The sequence below is a fragment of the Bradyrhizobium rifense genome (assembly GCF_008123425.1).
Classification (GTDB): domain Bacteria; phylum Pseudomonadota; class Alphaproteobacteria; order Rhizobiales; family Xanthobacteraceae; genus Bradyrhizobium; species Bradyrhizobium rifense.
The window spans coordinates 1-22,560 of sequence record NZ_VSSS01000071.1 but is presented as its reverse complement, the minus strand read 5'-3'; the positions used below and the strand labels follow the sequence as shown (position 1 = coordinate 22,560).

Genomic DNA, 22,560 nt, shown 5'->3' with positions numbered 1-22,560 from the left:
AACGAACGGGCAGGGAGGTCCTGAGGTGGAATTCGAAACGCTGGTCCAGTCGCGCCGCAGCGTGCGCGGTTTCAAGCAGCAGCCGGTGCCGCGCGCCGTGGTCGAGGCGATCATCGAGAGCGCCAAGCGCGCACCGTCGTCGATGAACACACAGCCCTGGCACGTTCACGTGCTCACAGGCAGCCCGCTCGAAGAGGTGCGTCGCCGCAACATGGACGAGATGATCGGTGGCGCCAAGGTCAAGCGCGACATCATCAGCCATGGCGAGTACCAGGGCGTGCATCGCAGCCGCCAGGTCGACATCGCCAAGAAGCTGTTCGGCGCGATGGGGATTGCGCGCGACGACAAGCCGATGCGGCAGGACTGGGTGCTGCGCGGCTTCCGCCAGTTCGACGCGCCGGTCTCGCTGGTGCTGACCTATGACCGCGTGCTCGATCCCGGCGCCGTCTGCCATTTCGATCTCGGTGCACTCTGCTACGGCATCGTGCTGGCGGCCTGGGACCGCGGGCTCGGCTCTGTCATCAACGGGCAGGGCATCATGCGCTCCGACATCGTGCGCGAGGTCGCGAAGATCCCGGAAGACGAGGTCATCATGACCTGCGTTGCGATGGGCTATCCCGACGACAACTTTGCCGCGAATGCCGTTCGTTCGGAGCGCGAGGGCAATGACGAGTTCGTTCGCTACGTCGGTTTCGCCGACTGACACAGAGAGGGTGGAGGAGATTATTCCCTCACGAAATTTTTCGTGCGGACTCGTTACGGCCCCTTGCAATCTCCACCGTGCAGGAGGAACAATATCCGGACTCAAAGGTTTGTTGCTGGCGCGAGGGAATTGACATGCGGCGGCTGGCTAGCCTGGTTCGATGGTTCTTCGGCCCGCGAATGCGGCGTCCGATCGATGATGATCCCAGCCTTCCTTTTACGCCTGAAGAGTTCAGCAGGCTGGTCCGCAGTGGCCGGCGCGAGGACATGAAGCTGCTCGCCGAAGGACTGGCTTGTCGCTCGATCCCGCACCGCATCAAATACCGGGCGACGCACTAGGCGCACCCGTGACGTCGTTGCCCGCCCGCTGGTTTAGCGCGCGCTTAGCGTGAGAGTGCGACCTCCTTGAAGGATGCAACCAGCGCCTTCTCCAGCTTTCCGGTCATCCCGCAGAGAATATTATAGGCCTCGTTGCGCGGCATCGTCGGCTTATAGTGCCGGTGTTCGATCAGCGCGGCGAAGATGTCCGAGATCGTGAGAATGCGCACGATGTCGTTGATGCTCTCGCTGGCCAGCGCATCCGGATAGCCACTGCCGTCGAGATATTCGTGGTGATGTCGGACGGCATCGAGAATTTCCGGCGTGATCTTCTCGTGGTTCTTCAAGAATTCGTAACCCGCCGCCGGGTGCGTCTCGATCATGGCGCGCTCCTCGACATCGAGCCGGCCGGGCTTGTCCAGGATCGCAAGCGGGATCTGCGCCTTGCCGATGTCGTGGAACATGGCGGCCGTATACATGCGCTCCAGATCCATTCGTCGAACGCCGAGACTGAGCCCGAAGTCGATGGCAACGCCGGTCACGAGCAGGCAGTGCTGGTAGGTTCCCTCATGGTGGCGCCGTACCGTGGTCAGCCATTCCGACAGGCCGTGCTGGGTGATGCGGTCGGCAATCTGGCGTCCGGCTTCCTTGGTGCCGTCGACATCAAGGGGCTGGCCAAGTGTGACGGCCGTGAACATCGACGCGATGGCGGTGGCCGCGGTCTCGACGGCGTTGTCGGGCTGGGGCGAACTGCCCGGCGAGTCCGATGCCGGATCAGCCAGCGCCGCCAGCAGCTTGATCTTGTTGAGCGGGCCGGGGAGCACAAGCGTCGCGCCGAGCGCATAGGCTTGCGAGATGCAGACGTGCGAGGAGTGCTCGACGAGGAAGATGCGCTTGGTGGCCTTGGCCAGCCTGGCGGACCGCTTCTTGATCGCCGCGATGTTGTCGACGTCACGCAGCTCCGCACGGACGACGATGGCAAACGGCATTTGCGTCAGCTTGGCTTCCGCGTCGAGCCGTTCGCCCGCGACGGCGAATTGCTGTTCGAGCGCCGCGCAGATGCTCGACAATTTGTCGGAGGTGTCCGCGAGCACATGCACGAAGGGGCGCGCCGATTGCGCCGCCCGGATGGCGCCGTCGCCTTTGACGGGGCTGGTGATGGTTCGCGCGTTCTGCACGGGTGACCTGGAATTGACTGAGTTGAACGAACTTGATGATGTCTTGAACTGGTTTGCCTACTTGGCCGGCGCGGCGTCCGCCTTCGCGCTCGCCGGTTTCCTGCTGTCCCTGTTAATGAAGTGAACGCCGGCCATGGTGCCGTCGATCCAGACCAGCTCGCAGCGCCGGTAGGCGAGACCGGTCGAGGACAGCAGCATGAAGAATTCCTTGGCTTGCAGCACGTCGAGGGTGCCTTCGACCTCGATCTTGGCGCCGCTCTGCGAGATGTCGAGCAGCCTACAGCTGCGTCGCCAGGTGCCGTCCGAGCCCATCAGGTTCACGGCCTGTTTGTGGTCCATCTTGACCCGAAGCGCCTTGCGACCATCGAATTTCATCGGTTAACCCCCATTTTCGCGCCGCGATTTCCCGGATCGCTTGTATTGGCGCTTGCTGCGATTTCCCCCCAGCGCACCGTCCATTGGCTGGTCGACAACAGAAGCGTTTCGAAAATCAGCTGCGCGCGCTCGCGCTGCGCAAAAGAGAGCCGGGCGCCGCTGCGATTGCTCAGGATCGCAAGCGTGGTCGCCCAATTCAGGCGCGACGCCCGGCAGGCCATCACCAGGCCCTCGCAATCGTCGTCGCTCATGACATGCTCGACGATCTCGATCGGCGCGCCCGATAGCACCGACAAGGCCGTGAACAGATTGGCGGTCTCGCCGCGGATCGCGAAGCGGTTCACCGTGGAATCGTTGAGCTTGCCGACGCGGTTGAGGGCAACGATCTCGGGCCGCGCGCTCGCGTAATCGGCCGAGGAGGGCGGCTTTGGCGGCGGCGGTACGGCTGCCTGCGCGGGAGGAACGGCGGAGGCATTGGGTTTGGCGGGCGCCGTCTTGGTGGCGGCTGTCTTGGCGGGTTGGGTGGAGAGCAGCTTCCGCACGATCAGGTCTGGTGTGCCGGGCCGTAGCACCAGCGCCTTCGCAATCTCGCCGTCCTGGTCGGCTCCGGCGAGGGCGGCGTAGGCTGCCTCGGAGAATTTTGTTCCGGGGTTCTTGATCAGCGCCAGGCAAATTTGCTCGCCGCGCTTGATCAGCGCCTCGGTCACGTCAGGCTCGATGCAGTCGCGCGCCGCGATCGCGCGTTGATGCCGCTCGCCGCACGAAGCCGCGATCGCCGCGAGATCGGCCGTGGAGAGTGCCTGCGATTTGAGCAGCACGGGACACGCCACGTCCGCGTCGTCGTGGGAGGCAAGGCGCCGCAATGTCTCCGGTGGAGCCACCTTGAGCTCGGCAAGGGTGGTGCTGAGTTGGATCAGCGCACTGGTCTCGACCCGTTCCGTCAGTCGCAGCAGAACGCCATCGACCACGCCGGAGAGCAGTTCCTGCGATCGGTCGCGGCTGCCAGTGAGCAACTGCACAATGCCAGAAAGAATGCGAGCACAACGGTCCAGCGGGCAGCCTGCGACCGCCGCTTCCAATTCACCCAGAATATCAGCAGGCGAATTTGCCATCATGGCAGGGGCCTGACTCAAATAAAATGCGACTAAGCAACGCCCTTCATTCCGCACTACAGACGTTAATTTGAAATTGAGACCTCGCCCCTCCGGGGTATCAGCGCACCGCTTGCTTGACTGAAAAGGTTATCGAAATTTGGCAGGGGCGAACGCTTCGCTTGTCCTTTGCATTGGACACTCGCCAACTGAGCGAGATGGGCTCAGATTGAGTCTTTCGCTCCAACGGGGAGCTCACAGGAGGAATTCAGACCGGTATATTGCCGGACACGCGTCGTTTCCTGGCGCGGTTTTTCATTTGCCATGAACAACAGTGATGCTGCGCCAGCACTGGCGCCAAAGATATTTCGTTTCTCCGACGTTGACGAGTTTCGCAGTTCGATCCGCGGCCTGAATTTCGAGTTCAGCCGCTCGTGCGAAGGATTGCGGCCGAGCAGATCATTCTGCAATTGCCGGGCTGCGACGTGAATATGACGCGGGCATTTCCGCGCGTGGTGGACGCGCAGCTCGTTGCCGATTGCACGGCGGTGGGCTTCGCGATGGACGACCTCGAAGTCCCGATCCGCTTCAACGGCGCGCAGCGCGACCGCGCCGTCATCGTCATCGGCAGCAGCGGCGCGGCCTACAACACGATCGAGGAAGTGCAACGGCAAATCGCCTCGGTCGTGTTCCGGCCCGAGGTGAGGGATCGCGGCTGGCCCGCGACGAGCTCCAGCTTCAAGATATTCGAGACCAGTCCCTCGGCGCTGCATAGGCTGCGGAAGGTGGTCGGGGATGTGCTGGCGGCTGCGTCCGAGCCGATCTCTGCAGCCGAGGTGCCGCTGAAGGCGGCAGCGATGAAGGAGTCCCTGCTCGGTGCGGCCGATGCCGCGTTCGCCAATGTCGTGCCCGCGCGCTGGACCCAGCGGCCGAACGACGAGCGCCAGTTCAAGCTGTTCCAGGATATCCGCGCGCTGCTGTCCGACGACCTCTCGCAGCCGATCTACAGCGAGGAGATTGCGCGCAAGCTCGGCCTGTCCGTCCGAACCATGTACGACGTCGTGCGCCGCTATCGCGGCATGAGCCTGCACCGCTATTTGCGCCTGCGTCGCTTGTGGCTGGTGCGCCAGCGACTGCTTGCCGGTGCCGACAGCGTCAAAGCCGTCGCGCTCGCGTTCGGCTTCTGGCATCTCAGCGATTTCTCCCGCGGCTATCGCGATCAGTTCGGCGAGGCGCCGTCGGAAACGCTGGAGCGCGGCCGCAGGCGATAAGGGGATTGGGACCGGAGTCCGGTTTCGTGCTAATCTGCCGGACATGAGCAACCGCGTCCTCGTCCTCTACGGTTCCTACCGGTCCGACCGCATGGGCATCCGCCTTGCGAATTTCGTCATCGATCGCCTGCGCGGCCGCGGCGAGGAGGTCGAGTTCATCGACGCCAAGGCGATCGGCCTGCCGATGCTCGACCGCATGTACAAGGAATATCCCAAAGGTGCGGCGCCCGAGGCGCTGGAGAAGCTGGCCGGCCAGATCCGCGGCGCCGACGGCTTTGTCTTCGTCACCGGCGAATATAATTGGGGCATTCAGCCCGGCCTGAAGAACCTCACCGACCACTTCCTGGAAGAGTGGTTCTGGCGGCCGGCCGCGATCGTGAGCTATTCCGCCGGCCGCCTGTCCGGCGCGCGCGCCTCGACCGCGTGGCACGGCACGCTGTCGGAGATGGGCATGGTGGTGATCTCGAGCACCATCGGCGTCGGGCCGATCGCGCAGACACTGTCGGCCGAAAGCGAGCCGATCGGCGAGGGCGGCAAGGCGCTGGAACGCTCGTTCCCGCGCTTCGCCGATGATCTCAATTGGTGGATCGAGGCGGCAAAGGCGCAACGCGCGCGCAAGGCGCCGCCATATTAAGCGCGCCCCGTGTTGCGGCCCGGCCCCTGAATCGAAAGCGCCTTCACCCGCCGCGCCTCCGACCTCGGCTGTTCCGACGCTGCGACGATCCAGTCCTCAAAGGCTCTGACGAGGCGATCATTGCGGCCAACGGGTCGACGTACCAGATAATAGCCTTCGTCGAGCGTCACGGGCGGCGCGAGCAGCTTCAACCTTCCACTCGACAGATGCGCCTCGAGATAAGCCATATCGATCATCGCAATGCCGCCGCCGGCCAGCGCCGCTTCGAGGGCCTGCGCGCGGGACTCGACAACCAGGCCGCCGTCGCTTGGCTTTCCAGCGCGGCGGGACGCCGTCCACCAAAGTGACCAGTCCCGAAAGCGCGAGCGGGCGTGGATAATGGAGGGGCCGTCGAGATTCTGATCGGCGATCGGGGCGGCCACAGGGGCGAGCGTTTCGCGAAACAGCAAGGCCGCCGTCAGTCCAGACCAGCGCCCCAATCCATAGCGGATGGCGCAGTCGATATCCTCGACCTCAAGGTCGATCACACGACGGGTCGTGGTGAGCGCCACTTCGATATCCGGATGCAGGGCCCGGAATTCTGGAAGCCGCGGCAATAGCCAGTGCGACGCCAGGGTCGCGACCGTACTGATGCGCAACTGAGAGCGCCGGCGGCGGATCGGCTCGACAGCGGCCTCGATGCGGTCGAGGGCGTCGCCCATCACCGACAGGAGGGTCTCGGCGTCATCGGTCGGCGCGACCCGGCGTCCCCGCTTTTGGATGAGGGCCACGCCGAGCTGGTGCTCGAGATCCGCGATCCGATGGGACAGGGCCGACCGGCTGACCCCGAGGATGTCGGCCGCCGCCGTGAGGCTGCCCGTTTGAGACAGCACCGAAAGCGCCGCAGGCCTCTGAGCGATGGAAGCATGACGTGTCGCTCAAACTGGTAGTGATAGGTGAGATTATCTCACCCTTTGACGCAAGCGCAAACTGCTATTCGCAAACCGCACTTGATAAGGCGGAGTGATCGTCGATGCCAAACCTGTTCCAGCAGCTTGCTGCCTATAATTCCTGGGCCAACGCCCGCCTTTACGAAGCGGCGCTCGCGTTGCCGGAAGAGCTGTATCGTGCCGATGTCGGCGTGTTCTTTCACAGCCTGCACGGCACGCTAAACCACCTGCTTCTGACCGACAGGCTGTGGCTGACCAGGCTGACGGGCATCGGCGAACAGCCGAAGCGTCTCGACCAGATCCTCTACGAGGATCGCCTGGAGCTTGCCCGCGCCCGGCTCGCCGAAGATGCGCGCCTCATTGCGGTGGTCGACGGCTACGACGAGGCAACGCTGGCGCGGCTGCACGCCTATCAGACGACGTCCGGGAAGCCGCAGGAACAGCCGCTCGCGGACATCCTGCTTCATCTGTTCAATCACCAGACTCATCATCGCGGCCACGCGCACGCCTGCCTGTCGATCACGACCAGGCAGGAGCCGCCGCCGCTCGATCTCTTGATGCTTCAGCGCGGGCTACCGCCGCCCAATCTGGCCGAGCGCTTGAACGCGTCCACGGCGTGAGTCGCAAAAGCTTGCTTCGGCGTGCGTCCAGGGTATTACGCCGCCCTGACTTCGCCGAGGAAGCGGTCGAACTGACCGGCGAGATCGCGTGACTGCGTCGAGAGCTGTTCGGCCGCGCCGAGCACCTCCCGTGCGGCCGCACCGGTGTCGTCGGCGGCGCGCTGCACGCCGGTGATGTTGGTGTTGACCTCCTGGGTGCCCCGAGCAGCTTCCTGGACGCTGCGGGAGATCTCCCTGGTCGCCGAACCCTGCTGCTCGATCGCGGCCGCAATCGCGGTGCCGATCTGGTCGATCTCGGCGATGACGTCGGCGACGTTGCGGATCGCGGTGACGGTCTCGTCGCTCGCTGACTGGATCGCCGTGATCTGCTCGGAGATCTCGGTGGTCGCCTTGGCGGTCTGGCCGGCCAGCGACTTCACCTCGGAGGCGACGACGGCAAAGCCGCGGCCGGCGTCACCGGCGCGGGCGGCCTCGATGGTGGCGTTGAGCGCCAGCAGGTTGGTCTGCTCGGCGATGCTCTGGATCAGCGTGACGACGTCGCCGATCTTCTGCGCGCCGTCGGCGAGCGCACGGGCGGTGTCACCGGTGCGGCGGGCGTTGTCGACGGCGCGGGCTGCGATCTCGGTCGATTGTGCGACCTGACGGCCGATCTCGGCGATCGATGACGTCAGCTCTTCCGTCGCGCTCGCGACCGTCTGCACGTTGGTCGAGGTCTGCTCGGAGGCGGCGGCCACGACCGCGGCCTGGCTGTTGGTCTGGGCGGCGGTCGAGGTCATCGACTGCGCCGTGGTTTCCATGGTGGAGGAAGCCTGCGACAGGCCGCCGACGAGCTCGGTGATCTTGGCCTCGAAGGCGCGGGTCAGCTCGTCGAGCGCCTGGGCGCGGCGCATCTTGCCGTCGTTCTCGACCTGCTTCTCGGCCGTGAGCCGGTCGGCCCGGATCATGTTGTCCTTGAACACCTGGACGGCGGCGGCCATCGCCCCGATCTCGTCGGAGCGCGCGGCGCCGGGAATCTCTTCCGCAACCTCGCCGTCGGCGAGCCGCGACATCCGGGTCGTCAGGCTGACGATCGGAGCGCAGACGCGGCGGCGGACCATCACGATGAGGCCGGCGCTGGCGATCAGCACGGCAAGGAGGCCTGCGAGCGCGACCGTGAAGCTGGTGCGCGCGGCGGCGGACGCGCCGGAGAGGATCTGCTCGGCATTGTCGTAGAAGGCGTCGCGAACGCCGATGATGGAGCCGAGGCCCTTCTGCGACGCCACGTAGAAGGTCTCGACGTCGTGCTCGTATTTGCCGCTGATGGCGCCGTCCTTGACGAGCTTCATCTCGCGTCCGAATTCCTCGACATAGCTCGCATTCATCGTCTCGATCGCCGCGGCGACGTTGGCTGGCGTTGCCGGGTTGCCGCGCAATTCCATCAGCGACATCACGATCTGGTCGTTGCGGCCCTGCATGCGGGCCATGTCGGCCTTCTCGGCGTCGTTGGCCACTTTCTTCGCGCCGACAAGGTTCTTGTGCACGCTGGAATTGAGGCCGCCGATGTCGCGCAGCGTCATGGCGATGTTGGCGGAGTTGGACTGGCGATAGGCATCGCCGTTGAGGATCGCCATGCGGCGGACCTGCTCGTTGAGCAGCGCGGTCACGCCGGCGTTGAGCACGGCATTGTCGGCGACGATCTTCCTGGCGGCGTCCTTGCGCGCATCCGCCGGTCCCGCGATCGCCTTGTCGATGGCGTCGCGCAGTGCGGTGAATTTCGAATCGATGCCGTCGATGTTGCTGCCGATGGCGTTGCCGTCGTCGAAGGAACCGGGCAGCTCCTTGCGTAGCGCGTTCATCTTGTAGCGCGCGCCGTCGGTCTGCTTGCGCAGCTTGTCATGTTCGGTGAGCTGCGACGGGTCGACGGTCGCCGGTCCGTACATGATGTTGGTGGCGAAGCCGCGCTCGGGGTTGAGATAGCGCGGGATGTCGCTGACGGCGCGAACGATCGCGAGCCGGCCCTGTGCCTCGGCGATCCTGTCCATCGTCTGGTATTTCGTGACCGCGACGTAGACGGCGAGGCCGCCGCCGACGGTCGAGAGCGAGACGATGGCGGTGGTCAGCAGCGTACCGATTTTCATGATTTGTCCGGCAATTGGCGCGGTGAGAGAAAGAAATTCTCCGAAAAGTAGAGCGAGCGTATTAATCGCGGGTTTACGCTGGCAGCCGCTGTTGTCGCAGTCAGATGGCCTTTCGATCGAGGGAAGCGAGGATCTCCAGCGTCGCACCGTCGCGCCCACCGGCGAAATATCTGGCGAGCGCCTCGTCGAAGACAGCCTCGTCGGACACCGCGCCGAACAGCGTCATCGACGAGCGGAATTTGGCATCGTCAGGCGCGCCGAGGATCGCGTTGATGGTTCGTCCCTCGACGGCAAGCACGAGGCGGGTGCATTGGAGCAGGCGCGGGCCGAGCACGGGGTGGGCGAGGTAGGCCTCGGCCTCGGTGCGCGAGCCGATGGCGTAACGCTGCGACATGGCGCTGAAGCCGAGGCCGGCGACCTGCGGGAAGACGAACCACATCCAGTGAGATTGCTTCCGGCCGCGGGCCAGCTCCCCCAAAACGTCACGAAAAACCGGGTCCTGGGCCCTGAGGAAGCGCTCTAGATCGAAAGGAGCGGTCATCGGATACCTCAGGAGGGGCTTACCGGCCCCGATTATGCCTAACTTTTGGCTCCCAATATGGTAGCTGGTACAGAGTCTCCGGGTGGGGGTGGGTCCCCCCGGGGGTCGATTTGGGGATCTGATGGTTTCCGACCGCGCAAACGCCGAGAGGCTGTTGCCGCGCCGCCGAATTGGGCGAGCCGAGACAATTTTGCTGTCTATGGCTGCCGTCGCGCTGGCGCTGGGCGCTGCCGCGTGGGTCGCGGATATCGGCGATTCCACTCCGCTGGTCACTGCCGCGCTGCCGCCGGCCAATACAACTTCGTTCAACGACCGTTTCACCTCGCTGTCGGGCAATCAGTCCGGCCTGCGGACGTTGGAGCGGTCGGCGTTGAACGCGGTGGAGCTCAAGCTGCGCGATGCCAAGGCGATGCTCGCTCAAAAGCTCCAGGGCGACGACTGGCGTTCGACCTTGACCGACGACGACCGGACAGCGGTTGATGAGAGGCGGCTCTCGCAACGGGCCGATGCCGTGCCGGTGCCGCGTTCGCGTCCGGTCCAGGCGGACCTCAGCGCCCAGATCGCCTCCAGCCAGGCCTATGCCGACACCACGCCCAGGGTCGACAATCGCAACTTCTTCGAAAAATTCAAAGACAAGATCAAGCTGGCCTCGCTGACGCCCGACAGCGGCCTGTTCGGCAAGGCGCCGGATCTGGCCGCGCTCGGCTACGATTCGCGGACGGCGGTCTATGACATCAAGGCGAGGGCGCTCTATCTGCCGAACGGCGTCGCGATCGAGGCCCATTCGGGCATGGGCGCGCTGATGGACGACCCTGACCATGTCGACCAGCGCATGGTCGGTGCCACGCCGCCTGCGACCTACGACCTCAAGCCGCGCGAAAAACTGTTCCACGGCGTTCGGGCGCTGCGCATGACGCCGACAGATGGCACCAGCGCGCTCGGTCGTGTCGGCCTGCTCACCCACACCTACATGCTCGGGCCGCGCGGCGATTCCAACGGTTGCGTCTCGATCAAGGACTATGATCGCTTCCTCAAGGCCTACGACAATGGCGAGTTCAACCGCTTGGTCGTCGTGCCGAGCCTGAGCAGCCCGGCAACTGTCGCGCAGCGCGCCAGCACCGATTCCTGATGTTCGGCCTGAAGTTTGCGTGCTGCGGCGGGGCTGCCGTTTTCCCTTTGTTAAGCCGTTGTCGTCCAGAAGCAGCCCATGAGTGATCCAGCAAGCTCCGAGACCCCGCTGCGCACGACGTTCAAGATCAAGCTGAACGGTGACACGCTGGCGATCGCGACCGTCGGCCAGGCCTATCAATTCCTCACCAACTTCAAATCGGTCGAGTGGATGGAATTCCGCTCGCTGCATGACGATGCCGTCCACGCGCTGGAGGGCGCCGCCGACAATGCCATCCTCGTGGTGCAGGCGACGAACGCGGTACGCGCGTTGTTCGTGAGCGCGAAGCTCCTCTAACGCAGACGTTTTTCTCCTCGAACCGGCTTGTCGGCTGCCGCGACGAAGCCATGGCGCGCGCACGCGCCGAGGAGGAATGCATGGACATTGCCAAATTCATCGCGGGCATCGATTGCGCCACGAGAGAGCCGCCGACCGAAGCCGCGCTCGCATCGTTCGAGACAATGCTCGGGTGTCGCCTGCCGGATGACTATCGCCAGTTCCTGCTGGCCTGCGCCGGCGGTTATTTCCAGGGTTCGGCCGAGTTCAACTGGCCGCAAGGGCATTGGGCAGGTGCGGTGCAGGAGGTGCTGGGATTGCGGGGCGACGAATGTTCGCTGGCGCGGACGCGTGAGACGCCGCAATGGCCGACCGTCGATGACCTCCTGTGGATCATGAGCGATCACGGCGGCAATCCGATCTGCATGACGATCGACAAGCCGCATTTCGGCAAGATCTGGTTCATCGATCACGAGGTCGCCGAATACGAGAAGCCGTGGACACTTGCTGAAGCGATGTCCGACGGCTGGGGCTACGTCCTGCCGCTCACGTCGACATTTCGCGACTTCATCGCGGGCCTGTACGAGGAGGCTCAGTGAGGCAGCTCATGGTCATCGCGAGCGCAGCGTAGCAATCCAGAGTCTTTCCGCGGAGACAGTCTGGATTGCTTCGCTACGCTCGCAATGACGAGGCTAGAGCTCGGGTTGATCAATCTCGTGCCCCGGATGCGGCTGCTGCCCTGCTTGAAGTCGGCGTTCGCCTATGAATTAGGCGAAATGCATCACTAGGTGTCCGCTCATCTCAACCGTTCGGTTGATGTTACTGCGCAGCAACGAGACGCGACCAAATTGCGGTTCCCGTTCGTAATCTCTTACCACCCAGCAATGATTTGTTACGGTGGAATCGTTTCGAGAATGCGATTGGAAATGCAATGGGAATGGGCGGCGCGGAAGAGAGTCGAGAGGCCGGTTGCGCTCGACGAAATGTAGCACGCTCGATGACCGGCTTCAGGAGAGGGGGGCGAGCCATTGCTGCCACCCTTGTTGCGGCGCTATCGCTCTACGTCTTTCAATCGCAAGATGCTCGCGCACAGTGTGCGACGACCGGAACGGACCCGGTGACGGTCACCTGCGCGACCAGCACCGCAACCACGTCGACCACGAATTCGACCAGCCCCAATGCAGCGACGAGCGACAGGACGCAGCAATTCAACGCGGACCTGATCGGCCAGATCAATTCGGGCGTGACCGTCAGTGGCACGGGGCTCGATCTTGTCACGACGAAGTCGGTCGGTGGGATCAGCTTTACGAACAATGGCGCGGTCAGCTCCACCGGAGGTTCAAGCGCCTTGCAGTTGGACGGGGCGGGCGGGTCTGTGAGCTACACCGGCGCCGGCAGCATCCTGTCGGTGTTCAGCTCGGGCCTGACGGTAACGAACGGCGCGAGTTCCGCGAGCGGCAACATCACGATCAATTCGAGCGGCAACATCACCAGCGACGCATTCTCGACCGCGGTGGTCGCCGGGGTCGCCAGTGCCACCAACAACGCCAGCGTCGGGGTGACGCTGGCGGGCGCGATTTCGGGCGGAAGCGGCGTCTCGGCGACCACGGCGGGCGGCGGCAACGTCACGGTGACGACGTCCGGCGACTTCCTGACGAACGCCAGCGCGGCCGGCATCGCGACGGCCACCACCAGCGGGACCAATACGGTCAACATCAACGGCGGCCTCCATCAGGCAGGCGGCCCCGCCAATGTCAGTGCGACGGCGACCACCGGCAATGTCTTCATCAACATGACTGCCGGGACGCTTCAGAGCGCGCTCGGCTCGGGCGGCGGCGTGGAAGCGACCACGACCAGCGGCAACATCATTGTCAATGCGAGCGGCGGCACGATCGGAACCAGCTTCGTAAACGTCAGCGACGGCGTGGTGGCGACGACGGCGAACGGAGCCATCAATATCACCACGACGTCCGTCTTCGCGGACCACATCGGCGTCAATGCCCAGGTCACGGCGGGTGGGAGCGGCGGCATCACGATTGTCGCGAACGGCGACATCAGCGCCCACAACAATGTCGGCATCCTCTCCGGCGTCGTCGGGGGGACCGGCAACACGTCGATCACTTACAATGGCTTGCTGGACACCAGCGAGGCCGTCACCGCGACCTCCAGCAGCACCGGCAGCATGAGCGTCGGTGGCACCGGCAGCATCATTACGGTCTTCGGACCCGGCCTAACGGTAACCAACACCGCGACCTCGACCAGCGGCGATATCACGATCAATCCGAGCGGCAGCATCAGCGTCAGTGACACTAGTGTCACCGCGCAGGTCACCAACGCAGCCAACAATGCCAACATCAATGTAACGCTGGCAGGCGCGCTCACTGGCGCAGCGGCCGTGTCGGCGACGACGGCGGGCGCCGGCAACGTCACGGTGACGACGAGCAACGACGTCACCGCCAACAACGGTGCAGGCATCACGGCGACGACGACCAGCGGTACCAGCACGGTCAATGTCAATGGCGGCACGAGTCAGGCGTCGAGTGGTGCCAACGTCAATGCGACCGCAACCAGCGGCAATGTCGCCATCAACATGACGGCCGGCACGCTGTTGGGCGGAGCCGGCGGGGGCGGCCTCGACGCGACCACGACCAGTGGCAACATCGTCGTCAACGCGAGCGGCGGGCAGATCGGTACCAGCGCGGCGCGGGTCACGAGCGGCGTAATCGCAACGACCGCGAGCGGTGCCATCAACATCACCACGACGCCGATCTTTGCGGTCAACAACGGTATCAACGCGCAGGTCACCGCCGGCGGCAGTGGCGGCATCACGATCGTTGCCAACGGGGATATGAACGTCGTCGGCAATGTCGACATCCTCTCCAGCATCACGGGCGGCACCGGCAACACCTCGATCACCTATAACGGCGCGTTGACCTCGACCGGCAATGGCGGCATCAGCGCGACCTCCAGCAGCACCGGCAGCATGAGCGTCGGCGGCACTGGCAGCATCGACACGTCGATCGCGGGGCCTGGGCTTACGGTGACCAACAGCGCGAGCTCGACCAGCGGCGATATCACGATCAATCCCAGCGGCAGCATCAGCGCGCTTGCGCTTTCAAGCGCGATAACGGCCCAGATCACGGGCGCGGCCAACAACGCCAACATCGTGGTGGCCCCGACTGGCGTGTTGTCGGGCGGACGCGGCATCACGGCGACGACAGCGGGCGGCGGCAATGTCACGGTGACGACGAGCAACAACGTCACTGCCAACAACGGTGCCGGGATCACGGCGACGACCACCAGCGGTACCAGCACGGTCAACATCAACGGCGGTACCAGCCAGGCATCGACTGGCGCCAACGTCAACGCGACGGCGACCAGCGGTAACGTGTTCATCAACATGACGGCTGGAACGCTGACGGGGTCAGCCGGTGGAGGCGGTCTCGACGCGACCACGACCAGTGGCAACATCGTCGTCAATGCGAGCGGCGGCCAGATCGGCACCAGCGCGGCGCGGGTCTCAAGCGGCGTCGTGGCGACCACGGCGAGTGGGGCCATCAACATCACCACGACGCCGATCTTTGCGGTCAACAACGGCATCAACGCTCAGGTCACCGCCGGCGGTAGTGGCGGCATCACGATCGTTGCCAACGGGGATATGAACGTCGTCGGCAACGTCGACATCCTCTCCAGCATCACCGGCGGCAGCGGCAATACTTCCATCACCTATAGCGGCACACTGATCTCGACGGGCAGTGGCGGCATCAGCGCGACCTCCAGCAGCACCGGCAGCATGAGCGTCGGCGGCACCGGCAGCATCAACGCGTCGATCGCGGGGCCTGGGCTCACGGTGACCAACAGCGCGAGCTCGACCTGCGGCGATATCACGATCAATCCTAGCGGCAGCATCAGCGCCCTTGGGGTTGCAAGCGCGGTAGCGGCCCAGATCACGGGCGCGGCCAACAACGCCAACATCGTGGTGGCGCCGACTGGCGTCCTGTCGGGCGGGCGTGGCATCACGGCAACGACAGTGGGCGGCGGCAACGTCACAGTGACGACGAGCAACAACGTCACCGCCAACAACGGCGCGGGGATCACGGCGACGACCACCAGCGGCACCAGCACGGTCAACATTACCGGCGGCACCAGCCAGGCTACGGGCGGCGCGAACGTCAATGCGACTGCGACCAGCGGAAACGTATTCGTCAACATGAATGCCGGCACGCTGCTGAGCGGGGCCGGCGGTGGCGGTCTCGACGCGACGACCACCAGCGGCAACATCGTCGTCAATGCGAGCGGCGGCCAGATCGGCACCGGCGCGTCGCGAGTCACGAGCGGCGTGATCGCAACGACTGCGAGCGGTGCCATCAACATCACCACGACGCCGATCTTTGCGGTCAACAACGGCATCAACGCCCAGGTCACCGCCGGCGGTAGTGGCGGCATCACGATCGTTGCCAACGGGGATATGAACGTCGTCGGCAATGTCGACATCCTCTCCAGCATCACCGGCGGCAGCGGCAATACCTCGATCACCTATAACGGCGCGTTGACCTCGACCGGCAATGGCGGCATCAGCGCGACCTCCAGCAGCACCGGCAGCATGAGCGTCGGCGGCACTGGCAGCATCGACACGTCGATCGCGGGGCCTGGGCTTACGGTGACCAACAGCGCGAGCTCGACCAGCGGCGATATCACGATCAATCCCAGCGGCAGCATCAGCGCTCTTGCGCTTTCAAGCGCGATAACGGCCCAGATCACGGGCGCGGCCAACAACGCCAACATCGTGGTGGCCCCGACTGGCGTGTTGTCGGGCGGACGCGGCATCACGGCGACGACAGCGGGCGGCGGCAATGTCACGGTGACAACGAGCAGCAACGTCACTGCCAACAACGGTGCGGGGATCACGGCGACGACCACTAGCGGCACTAGCTCAGTGAACATCGCAGCCGGAACCGTTCAGGCTGGCTTCGGAGATGGGGTCGATGCCTCCGCAACTACTGGGAAATCGGTCGTCAGCAATGCCGGCGTCATTAACGCCTCCGCGATCGGCGTAAACCTGACCGGCGGCACGACCAACGCGATCAGCAACTCCGGCAGCATCAGTGGTGCAACCGGCATCGTGACGTCGGCCGGAGCGACCAGCGTGTTCAATGCGGGCGCGATCACCGGCAGCGGCGGCATCGCGATCCAGTTCGCGGGCGCCGGCAACACCCTGACCATCGCCCCGACTAGCGTCATCACTGGCAACGCGGTCGGCGTCGGCACCGATACGTTCCAACTCGGCGGCGCGTCCGGAAGCGGCAGCTTCGATGCTGCTCTGATCGGCCCGGCGGCGCAGTACCGTGCCTTTGCCAGCTACAACAAGGTCGACGCCTCGACATGGACCCTGACCGGCACCAATGCCCTGGTGCTGCCGTGGACGGTGCAGCAGGGGACGCTCAACGTGACCGGCACGCTCGCGAACTCGACCTTCACCGTGCAGGGCGGCACGTTGTCCGTCGACGGCACCGTCGGCGCGACGACGGTCAATGGCGGCTTGCTGGCTGGCAACGGTACGCTCGGTGGCCTGACCGTGAACGGCGGCATCGTCGGGCCCGGCCATTCCATCGGCACGCTGAACGTAGCCGGCAATGTCGGCTTCAGCGGCGGCGCCTATCAGGTCGAGACCAATCTTGCCGGGCTCTCCGACAAGATCGTCGCCACCGGCACGGCCACGCTGACGGGCGGCACGGTTCAGGTCATCGCGCAAGCGGGGACCTACTCGTCGGCGATCACCTATACCATTCTCACGGCAGCCAGCGGCAGGACCGGCGCGTTCGCCGGGGTCACCACCAATATTCCGTACCTCATGGCGACGCTGAGCTATGACGCCGACGACGTCTTCCTTAACCTCGTGCGCAACCCAACCTTCTTCCAGGACCAGGGGATCGCGCGCAACCAACGCGCGGTGGGCACCGCGCTCGACCGTTTCCCGGTTGGCAATCCGCTGTTCGTCGCGGCGGTGAATGTTGGCGCCGGTGCGATCCCCCGGACACTCGACAGTCTCTCCGGCGAGATCCACGCCAGCGTGCAGTCGGTGCTGATCGACGATAGCCTGTTTATCCGCGATGCCGTGCAGAGCCGGCTGCGCCAGGCGACCTATGCGGGTTCGAATGGAGCCATGGCCGCGCTCGGTCTCGGTGGGCCGATCGTGGCGTACACGGATCCCGCGAACGCCTATGCGTCCGCTAGCCGGCCTGCGTTCCCGACCAAGGCGATCCCGATGGCAGTGCAGCCGGCGCCGGAACTGACCTGGTGGACGCAGGGCGTCGGTGCATGGGGCAATTTTGACGGCGACGGCAACGCGGCCGGAGTGTTACGCAATCTCGGTGGCGTCTTCACCGGCCTCGACCGCCGCTTTGGTGAGGATTGGCGTGCGGGTGTCGCGGCGGGCTACACCAACTCGTCCGTCAGTGTGGGTGCGCGGGCGAGCTCGGCCAATATCGATACCGCCCATGTCGCGGTCTACGCCGGCACGAGCCGGGGACCGCTGAATTTCCGCTCTGGCGCCGCTTTCGCCTGGAACGAGGTCGGGACCAATCGCTCAGTGCTGTTCCCCGGCTTCTTCGACAGCGTGATGGCGCATTACAGCGCCAGCACCAGCCAGGTGTTCGGCGAGGTCGGCTACGGCTTTGCGGTCGGCAAGCTCGCGATCGAGCCTTTTGCCGGGCTCGCTTATGTGCATCTCGACACTGGTGGCTTCAGCGAGGCGGGCGGCGCGGCAGCGCTGGTCGGCTCGCATACGACGCAGGATACTGGGTATTCCTCGCTCGGCGTACGCTTGGCCGAGAGCTTCGCGCTCTTCAACGGGACGACCATCGTCCCGCGGGTATCTGCTTATTGGCAGCACGCCTATGGTGACACGGTCCCCACAAGTGCGCTGAGCTTCGTCAGCACGGGCAGTACGTTCTCGGTCGCCGGCGTGCCGCTGGCGCGGGATGCCGCGGTGGTGGAAGCCGGATTTGACTGGCAGGTCAGGCCGAACGCCAAGATCGGCATATCCTATTTCGGCGAGTTGGCGGACCATGTCACCGACCACGCCGTCAAGGGCAGGTTCAGCCTGAATTTCTAGTCCACGGATTGATCGCGTTCCCCGGACGCGTCTGCGTCCGGGGCGTGAGAGCGAACCAAGGCTCAATGCCTGTCGCCGCCGTGGCCGTCGTCATCGTCGTTGAAGTCGTGGTCGCCGCCGCGGCCGAAGCCGGGATCGACACACGCAAAGTTCGCCGCATCGCTGGTCAGGCCGCTGCCCTTGTAGGCGGGAATCCCGGGATAGACGCAGAGCGGCCGCGTGCCTCCGGTCGGGAAGTTCTGGGCAATGCGCGGATCGAACACGCCGCCGGTCGGGTAGGGCGAGGTGGTGTTGGTATTGGCCGCGACGATGCGTTTCGGCGCGATGCCGTTCTCGACCCAGTCCGTGATCGCCTTGAGCTCGTTCGTCGCGAAGCTTGCGGTGGCCGCGCCGCCGCCGCAATGGGCCATGTTGGGCACCATGAACAGCCGCGCAAAATCGGTCGCGTGATTGTCCATGCGCTGGTTCATCTTGCGGTACCAGCGGGCGATCGCTGCGCCCGAGAAGATGCCGTCATTGACCGAGGACGAAATGATCAGCTTGCCGCCGCGCGCTTTGAACGGACGCAAATCGGTTGCGATCGCCGCCATGAAGTCCATCGAACTTTCCGGATAGGCCGCAGTCTTCGTGAAGATCTTCGGCGCGTCGGTGTCGAAGTTGAATTTGAACACGAAGGCTTCCTGGCCGGTCGGTCCGTTGACGGGCGTGACGACGGGCGGCGTCTGGAAGATCATCGGAATCGCGCCGGCGCCCAGCGTCAAATTGATCGCGGTGTTGACACCAGGTACCGGCGCGGTGACGACGTTCCAGAATTGCCAGCCTGCGCCCGACGCCGTCGGCGGCGTCCAGATGCCGGCATCCCAGAACCAGTTCGAATAGAGCCGTTCGCCCTTTGAATTCACCGGGCCGGCGTAGATCTTCTTGAGTGCATCGACCTGGCCGCTGGTGAGACAGGTGCCGCCATGCGGCGTGCTGCCGTGCGAGCCGGTGCCGCAGGTGTAGCTCGCGAGCGCGGGATACACCTTCCTGGCCGTGCAGGCGTGGTAATTGTCGATGATGCCGTCGACGAGGCCATCGAGCGCGTCGCAGGCGCTCAGGATCGCAGCCGATGCCACCTGAAGGTCCTGCTGCGGGAACGTGTCGGGAATATAGGGCTGGCCGTTGACGTCCTTGCTGGTTGAAAGCGTGCCGAGCACCTGCTCGTTCCAGGCCTCCGCCAGGCCCGCCTGTGGCAGGTTGAAGCCGGGATTTTGCGAGATCACGCCGTCGAACAGCCAGGGCGATCGTTGCGACGCGACCATCGCGTCGCGGCCGCCGTTCGAGCAGCCCATGATGTAGGAATAGACGGTCTCGAGGCCGTAGAAATAGGAGATGATCTGCTTGGCGGTCGTCGCGGTCTTCTCGATGCCGTTGTAGCCGTAGTCGCGGCGCGCCTGCGCATCGATCGCGAAATGCGCGGAGCCGCCGGCATTGGCGTCGTCGTCCTGATAGCCGCCGACGGCATTGGTCGCACTGTCCTCGTGGCCGCCGTCATCGGCCGACACTGCCCAGCCCTGGCCGAGCTCGACGCCGGCCGCACCTTGCGGGTCGGCATTGAGGCTGCCGTCGGTGCCGCCGCCGCCCATCATCTCGAAGCGGCCGTGCCAGGTGTTGGGCAGGTTGAGCGCAAAGCCGATGCCGTAGGTGAAGTGATCGGGGTCCTGCGTCGAGATGCGCTTGTTGATGATGCCGACCACGTTGCAATAGCCCGACTTCTGCGTCGCGCTCAGGATCTGCGTGTTCGGCAGAGTGAGCCCGGTGAGGGCGGTGCAGGACGAGCGCGGGGCCACGCCGCTCGGCGGCAGCCCGTGTGCGGCCGCTTGCGGGCCGAAAGACGCCATGTGGCGACGATCGTCGAGGCGAGGAAAAATCGTTTCATGTCATGCCCTCCCAGTTTCAACGTTGATGATTGAACGAAAGCACCCGACGCGCCGCGAACTGGCGAGGCGTCGCGTGGTCAGAGACGTTTTCTGAATCGCTGTTGGGAGAGATGCGCGTGCGCCGGCCATGAGCCACGACGCAGTTTCGTTTGCGCGCAGAACCATTCCGCCGCGATGCGCTGTGGCACGCGGATCGTCGCCCAGCCCTGATGACGGCACGGACGTTCGCTCCCCTTGACCCTGCTCGCGGTACGGCAGGCTTTCACGATCCTTAGGCGAGCCATGTTGCCGTGTCAACATGGAGCATTGCGCGATATTGCTGTGCAACCTGTCGTAGAAGCTGTACACGCGGGCGCGATGGTCCACTCGGCTTCTCGATCCGAGCGCGTTGCGTTAGACTCGCTGTCCGAATCCCCAAGATGCAGCCGGATGCGCTTGCACCGGCTTTGCGAAAGATGCGCACCGATGCAGCCAACCAAGGCACGGGTCAGGAAGCGGATCGCGCGACCGCAGCGGGCGGCGCGCGTGACAAAGCCGACGCGACCGGCGCCGCGCATCGTGCCGGGCGCGAAGACAGCCAAGGTGAAACCGCTGGCGCTCGGGGACCTCTCGCAACTGCTGGGCTACAGCATTCGCCGGGCGCAGCTGTGGATCTTCAAGGAATTCAGCCGGCAGCTGGCGGCCTTCGAGATAAGTCCCGCCCAATTTTCCGTGCTCTGCGTGATCGACGCCAATCCCGGCGTCAACCAGCTCGCGGTCGCGCAGCTGCTGTCGATCGAGCGGGCCGGGCTCGGCAGGCTGGTGGATCATCTGGAGGGCCGTGGCTGGGTGCGGCGCACGGCGTCGGCCATCAACCGCCGCTATTACGTGCTCTATTTGACGGAGGCCGGCACGGCGCTGCTGGGCCGGCTGAGGCCGGCGGCCGCCGAAAGCGACAAGGCGCTCGCGGCCAAGATCGGACCGCGCGCCTACAAGGAATTGCAGCGGGCGCTGTCGGTCTTTGTCGAGGATGCCTGAGCGATCTGCGGCGGCCTGATTTGGCGGGTCGCCCCTCCTTTATCATGGCTTGAACTGCATGGCGGGAAAGGGCAAACGGTCCGCCAAGACCGTGGCTTACGCCATCCATTTCAAGCCTGACGCAGAGGGAGAAACCCCATCATGAAACGCCGTACATTCCTCAAGGGGGGCGCAGTCGCCGGCGCGACGACGCTGGTTGCTGCACCTGCGATCGCGCAGAGCGCACCCGAGATCAAATGGCGCCTGACCTCGAGCTTCCCGAAGTCGCTCGACACCATCTACGGCACGGCGCAGACCTTTGCGAAATACGTCGCTGAAGCCACCGACAACAAATTCCAGATCCAGACCTTTGCCGCCGGCGAGCTGGTCCCCGGCCTGCAGGCGCTCGATGCGGTCAGCGTCAACACCGTCGAGATGGCGCAGACACCGCTCTATTTCTACATCGGCAAGGAGCTGGCGCTGGCCTACGCCACCGGCGCGCCGTTCGGCATGAACCATCGCCACCAGGAATCCTGGTGGAACTTTGGCGGCGGCGCCGACCTCACCAACGAGGCGCTCAAGCCCTTCAAGACCCACGCCATCCTCTGCGGCAATTCCGGCACCCAGATGGGCGGCTGGTTTCGCAAGGAGATCAAGACCGTCGACGATCTCAAGGGCCTCAAGTTCCGCATCGCCGGCATGGGCGGCCACGTGCTGGCGCGGCTCGGCGTGGTGCCGCAGCAGCTCGCGGGTGGCGACATCTATGCGGCGCTGGAGAAGGGCTCGCTCGACGCGGTCGAATTCGTCGGTCCCTATGACGACGAGAAGCTCGGCTTCCAGAAGGTCGCAAAATACTACTATTTCCCCGGCTGGTGGGAAGGCGGCGCCATGCTGCACATGATCGTCAATGACGAGAAATGGGCGAGCTTGCCGAAGCAGTATCAGGCGATCGTCAACCAGGCCGCGTCCGCGGCCGGCGCCTGGATGCTGGAGAAATACGACAGCGTGAATCCGGCGGCGCTGAAGCGGCTGATCGCGAACGGCGCGGAACTGAAGGCGTTTCCGCAGCCGGTGCTGGAGGCCTGCTACAACGCGACCCAGGAGCATCTGAACGAGCTCGCTGCCAAGAGCGACCTGTTCAAGCGCACCAAGGACAGCCACGACGCGTATCAGAAGGAGCTGTTGTTCTACACGCAGATCGCGGAGAATTTTTACGACAACTACCTGCTGAGCAAGATGCGCAACAAGGCCTGATTGTCAGCCGGGCGCGGTGATTGCGCCGCGCCCGGCTCTCGTCGAGCCTGTGAGCCA

Annotated in this window: 18 protein-coding genes; 11 read left to right on the top strand and 7 right to left on the bottom strand. The window is 64.7% G+C overall.

Annotation, left to right across the window (positions count from 1 at the left end; translation table 11 throughout):
* Nucleotides 1–25 precede the first annotated feature (25 nt).
* Nucleotides 26–703, top strand: coding sequence for a nitroreductase (locus tag FXB40_RS40140; protein WP_148777793.1), 678 nt, complete (start codon nt 26–28; stop codon nt 701–703).
* 134 nt (nt 704–837) lie between these two features.
* Nucleotides 838–1,041 (top strand): hypothetical protein, encoded by a 204-nt coding sequence (locus FXB40_RS40135; RefSeq protein ID WP_148777792.1) that lies wholly within the window; start codon nt 838–840, stop codon nt 1,039–1,041.
* Nucleotides 1,042–1,085: 44 nt separating this feature from the next.
* On the opposite strand, the gene FXB40_RS40130 is transcribed toward FXB40_RS40135, so the two are convergent.
* Genes FXB40_RS40130 through FXB40_RS40120 form a run of 3 tightly spaced genes read right to left on the bottom strand, consistent with a single transcriptional unit; the run spans nt 1,086 to nt 3,688 of the window.
* A complete protein-coding gene (locus FXB40_RS40130; protein ID WP_148777791.1) occupies nt 1,086–2,198 on the bottom strand; it encodes an HD-GYP domain-containing protein in 1,113 nt (370 codons plus the stop codon).
* Nucleotides 2,199–2,255: 57 nt separating this feature from the next.
* Nucleotides 2,256–2,573 carry a PilZ domain-containing protein gene (locus FXB40_RS40125; protein WP_148777790.1) on the bottom strand — a complete coding sequence of 106 codons (318 nt, stop codon included), beginning with the start codon at nt 2,571–2,573 and terminating at the stop codon, nt 2,256–2,258.
* Nucleotides 2,570–3,688 carry a DUF2336 domain-containing protein gene (locus FXB40_RS40120; protein ID WP_148777810.1) on the bottom strand — a complete coding sequence of 373 codons (1,119 nt, stop codon included), beginning with the start codon at nt 3,686–3,688 and terminating at the stop codon, nt 2,570–2,572. The genes FXB40_RS40125 and FXB40_RS40120 overlap by 4 nt, the downstream gene beginning before the upstream one ends.
* A 410-nt stretch (nt 3,689–4,098) precedes the next feature.
* Here FXB40_RS40120 and FXB40_RS40115 point away from each other — a divergent pair, with 410 nt between their 5' ends.
* Together FXB40_RS40115 and FXB40_RS40110 are read left to right on the top strand one after the other, a co-directional pair.
* Nucleotides 4,099–4,935: an AraC family transcriptional regulator gene (locus tag FXB40_RS40115; protein WP_246208258.1), complete on the top strand. Its 837-nt coding sequence runs from the start codon at nt 4,099–4,101 to the stop codon at nt 4,933–4,935.
* Between the two features lie 43 nt (nt 4,936–4,978).
* The gene (locus FXB40_RS40110) at nt 4,979–5,569 is read left to right on the top strand and encodes an NADPH-dependent FMN reductase (RefSeq protein WP_148777789.1); all 591 of its coding nucleotides are present in this window, start codon (nt 4,979–4,981) and stop codon (nt 5,567–5,569) included.
* Here FXB40_RS40110 and FXB40_RS40105 read toward each other — a convergent pair.
* A complete protein-coding gene (locus tag FXB40_RS40105) occupies nt 5,566–6,441 on the bottom strand; it encodes a LysR substrate-binding domain-containing protein (RefSeq protein WP_246208256.1) in 876 nt (291 codons plus the stop codon). The two genes, FXB40_RS40110 and FXB40_RS40105, sit on opposite strands and share 4 nt — an antisense overlap.
* Nucleotides 6,442–6,581: 140 nt before the next feature.
* On the opposite strand from FXB40_RS40105, the gene FXB40_RS40100 reads away from it, so the two are divergent.
* Nucleotides 6,582–7,118 (top strand): DinB family protein, encoded by a 537-nt coding sequence (locus tag FXB40_RS40100; protein ID WP_148777788.1) that lies wholly within the window; start codon nt 6,582–6,584, stop codon nt 7,116–7,118.
* A gap of 35 nt (nt 7,119–7,153) precedes the next feature.
* Here the strand turns inward: FXB40_RS40100 and FXB40_RS40095 are convergent, their stop codons facing one another.
* Nucleotides 7,154–9,235, bottom strand: coding sequence for a methyl-accepting chemotaxis protein (locus tag FXB40_RS40095; protein ID WP_148777787.1), 2,082 nt, complete (start codon nt 9,233–9,235; stop codon nt 7,154–7,156).
* Nucleotides 9,236–9,335: 100 nt separating this feature from the next.
* Nucleotides 9,336–9,776 carry a DUF1810 domain-containing protein gene (locus tag FXB40_RS40090; protein WP_148777786.1) on the bottom strand — a complete coding sequence of 147 codons (441 nt, stop codon included), beginning with the start codon at nt 9,774–9,776 and terminating at the stop codon, nt 9,336–9,338.
* Nucleotides 9,777–9,975: 199 nt separating this feature from the next.
* Between FXB40_RS40090 and FXB40_RS40085 the strand changes: the two genes are divergently transcribed.
* The 4 genes from FXB40_RS40085 to FXB40_RS40070 all read left to right on the top strand — a co-directional run bounded on the left by FXB40_RS40085 (nt 9,976) and on the right by FXB40_RS40070 (nt 18,334).
* The gene (locus FXB40_RS40085; RefSeq protein ID WP_430648180.1) at nt 9,976–10,905 is read left to right on the top strand and encodes a DUF2778 domain-containing protein; all 930 of its coding nucleotides are present in this window, start codon (nt 9,976–9,978) and stop codon (nt 10,903–10,905) included.
* A gap of 78 nt (nt 10,906–10,983) precedes the next feature.
* Nucleotides 10,984–11,241 (top strand): hypothetical protein, encoded by a 258-nt coding sequence (locus tag FXB40_RS40080; RefSeq protein ID WP_148777784.1) that lies wholly within the window; start codon nt 10,984–10,986, stop codon nt 11,239–11,241.
* Between the two features lie 80 nt (nt 11,242–11,321).
* On the top strand, nt 11,322–11,819 hold the full coding sequence (locus FXB40_RS40075; RefSeq protein ID WP_187437477.1) for an SMI1/KNR4 family protein: 498 nt from the start codon (nt 11,322–11,324) through the stop codon (nt 11,817–11,819).
* Between the two features lie 518 nt (nt 11,820–12,337).
* Complete coding sequence (locus tag FXB40_RS40070; RefSeq protein WP_187437476.1) at nt 12,338–18,334, top strand: autotransporter domain-containing protein; 5,997 nt, start codon at nt 12,338–12,340, stop codon at nt 18,332–18,334.
* A 62-nt stretch (nt 18,335–18,396) separates the two neighbouring features.
* Here the strand turns inward: FXB40_RS40070 and FXB40_RS40065 are convergent, their stop codons facing one another.
* Nucleotides 18,397–20,214, bottom strand: a complete 1,818-nt coding sequence (locus FXB40_RS40065; protein WP_246208254.1) for a tannase/feruloyl esterase family alpha/beta hydrolase — start codon at nt 20,212–20,214, stop codon at nt 18,397–18,399.
* A gap of 504 nt (nt 20,215–20,718) precedes the next feature.
* Between FXB40_RS40065 and FXB40_RS40055 the strand changes: the two genes are divergently transcribed.
* Both FXB40_RS40055 and FXB40_RS40050 read left to right on the top strand, forming a co-directional pair.
* Nucleotides 20,719–21,270, top strand: coding sequence for a MarR family winged helix-turn-helix transcriptional regulator (locus FXB40_RS40055; protein WP_148777780.1), 552 nt, complete (start codon nt 20,719–20,721; stop codon nt 21,268–21,270).
* A 141-nt stretch (nt 21,271–21,411) separates the two neighbouring features.
* Complete coding sequence (locus FXB40_RS40050; RefSeq protein WP_148777779.1) at nt 21,412–22,503, top strand: TRAP transporter substrate-binding protein; 1,092 nt, start codon at nt 21,412–21,414, stop codon at nt 22,501–22,503.
* Nucleotides 22,504–22,560 lie beyond the last annotated feature (57 nt).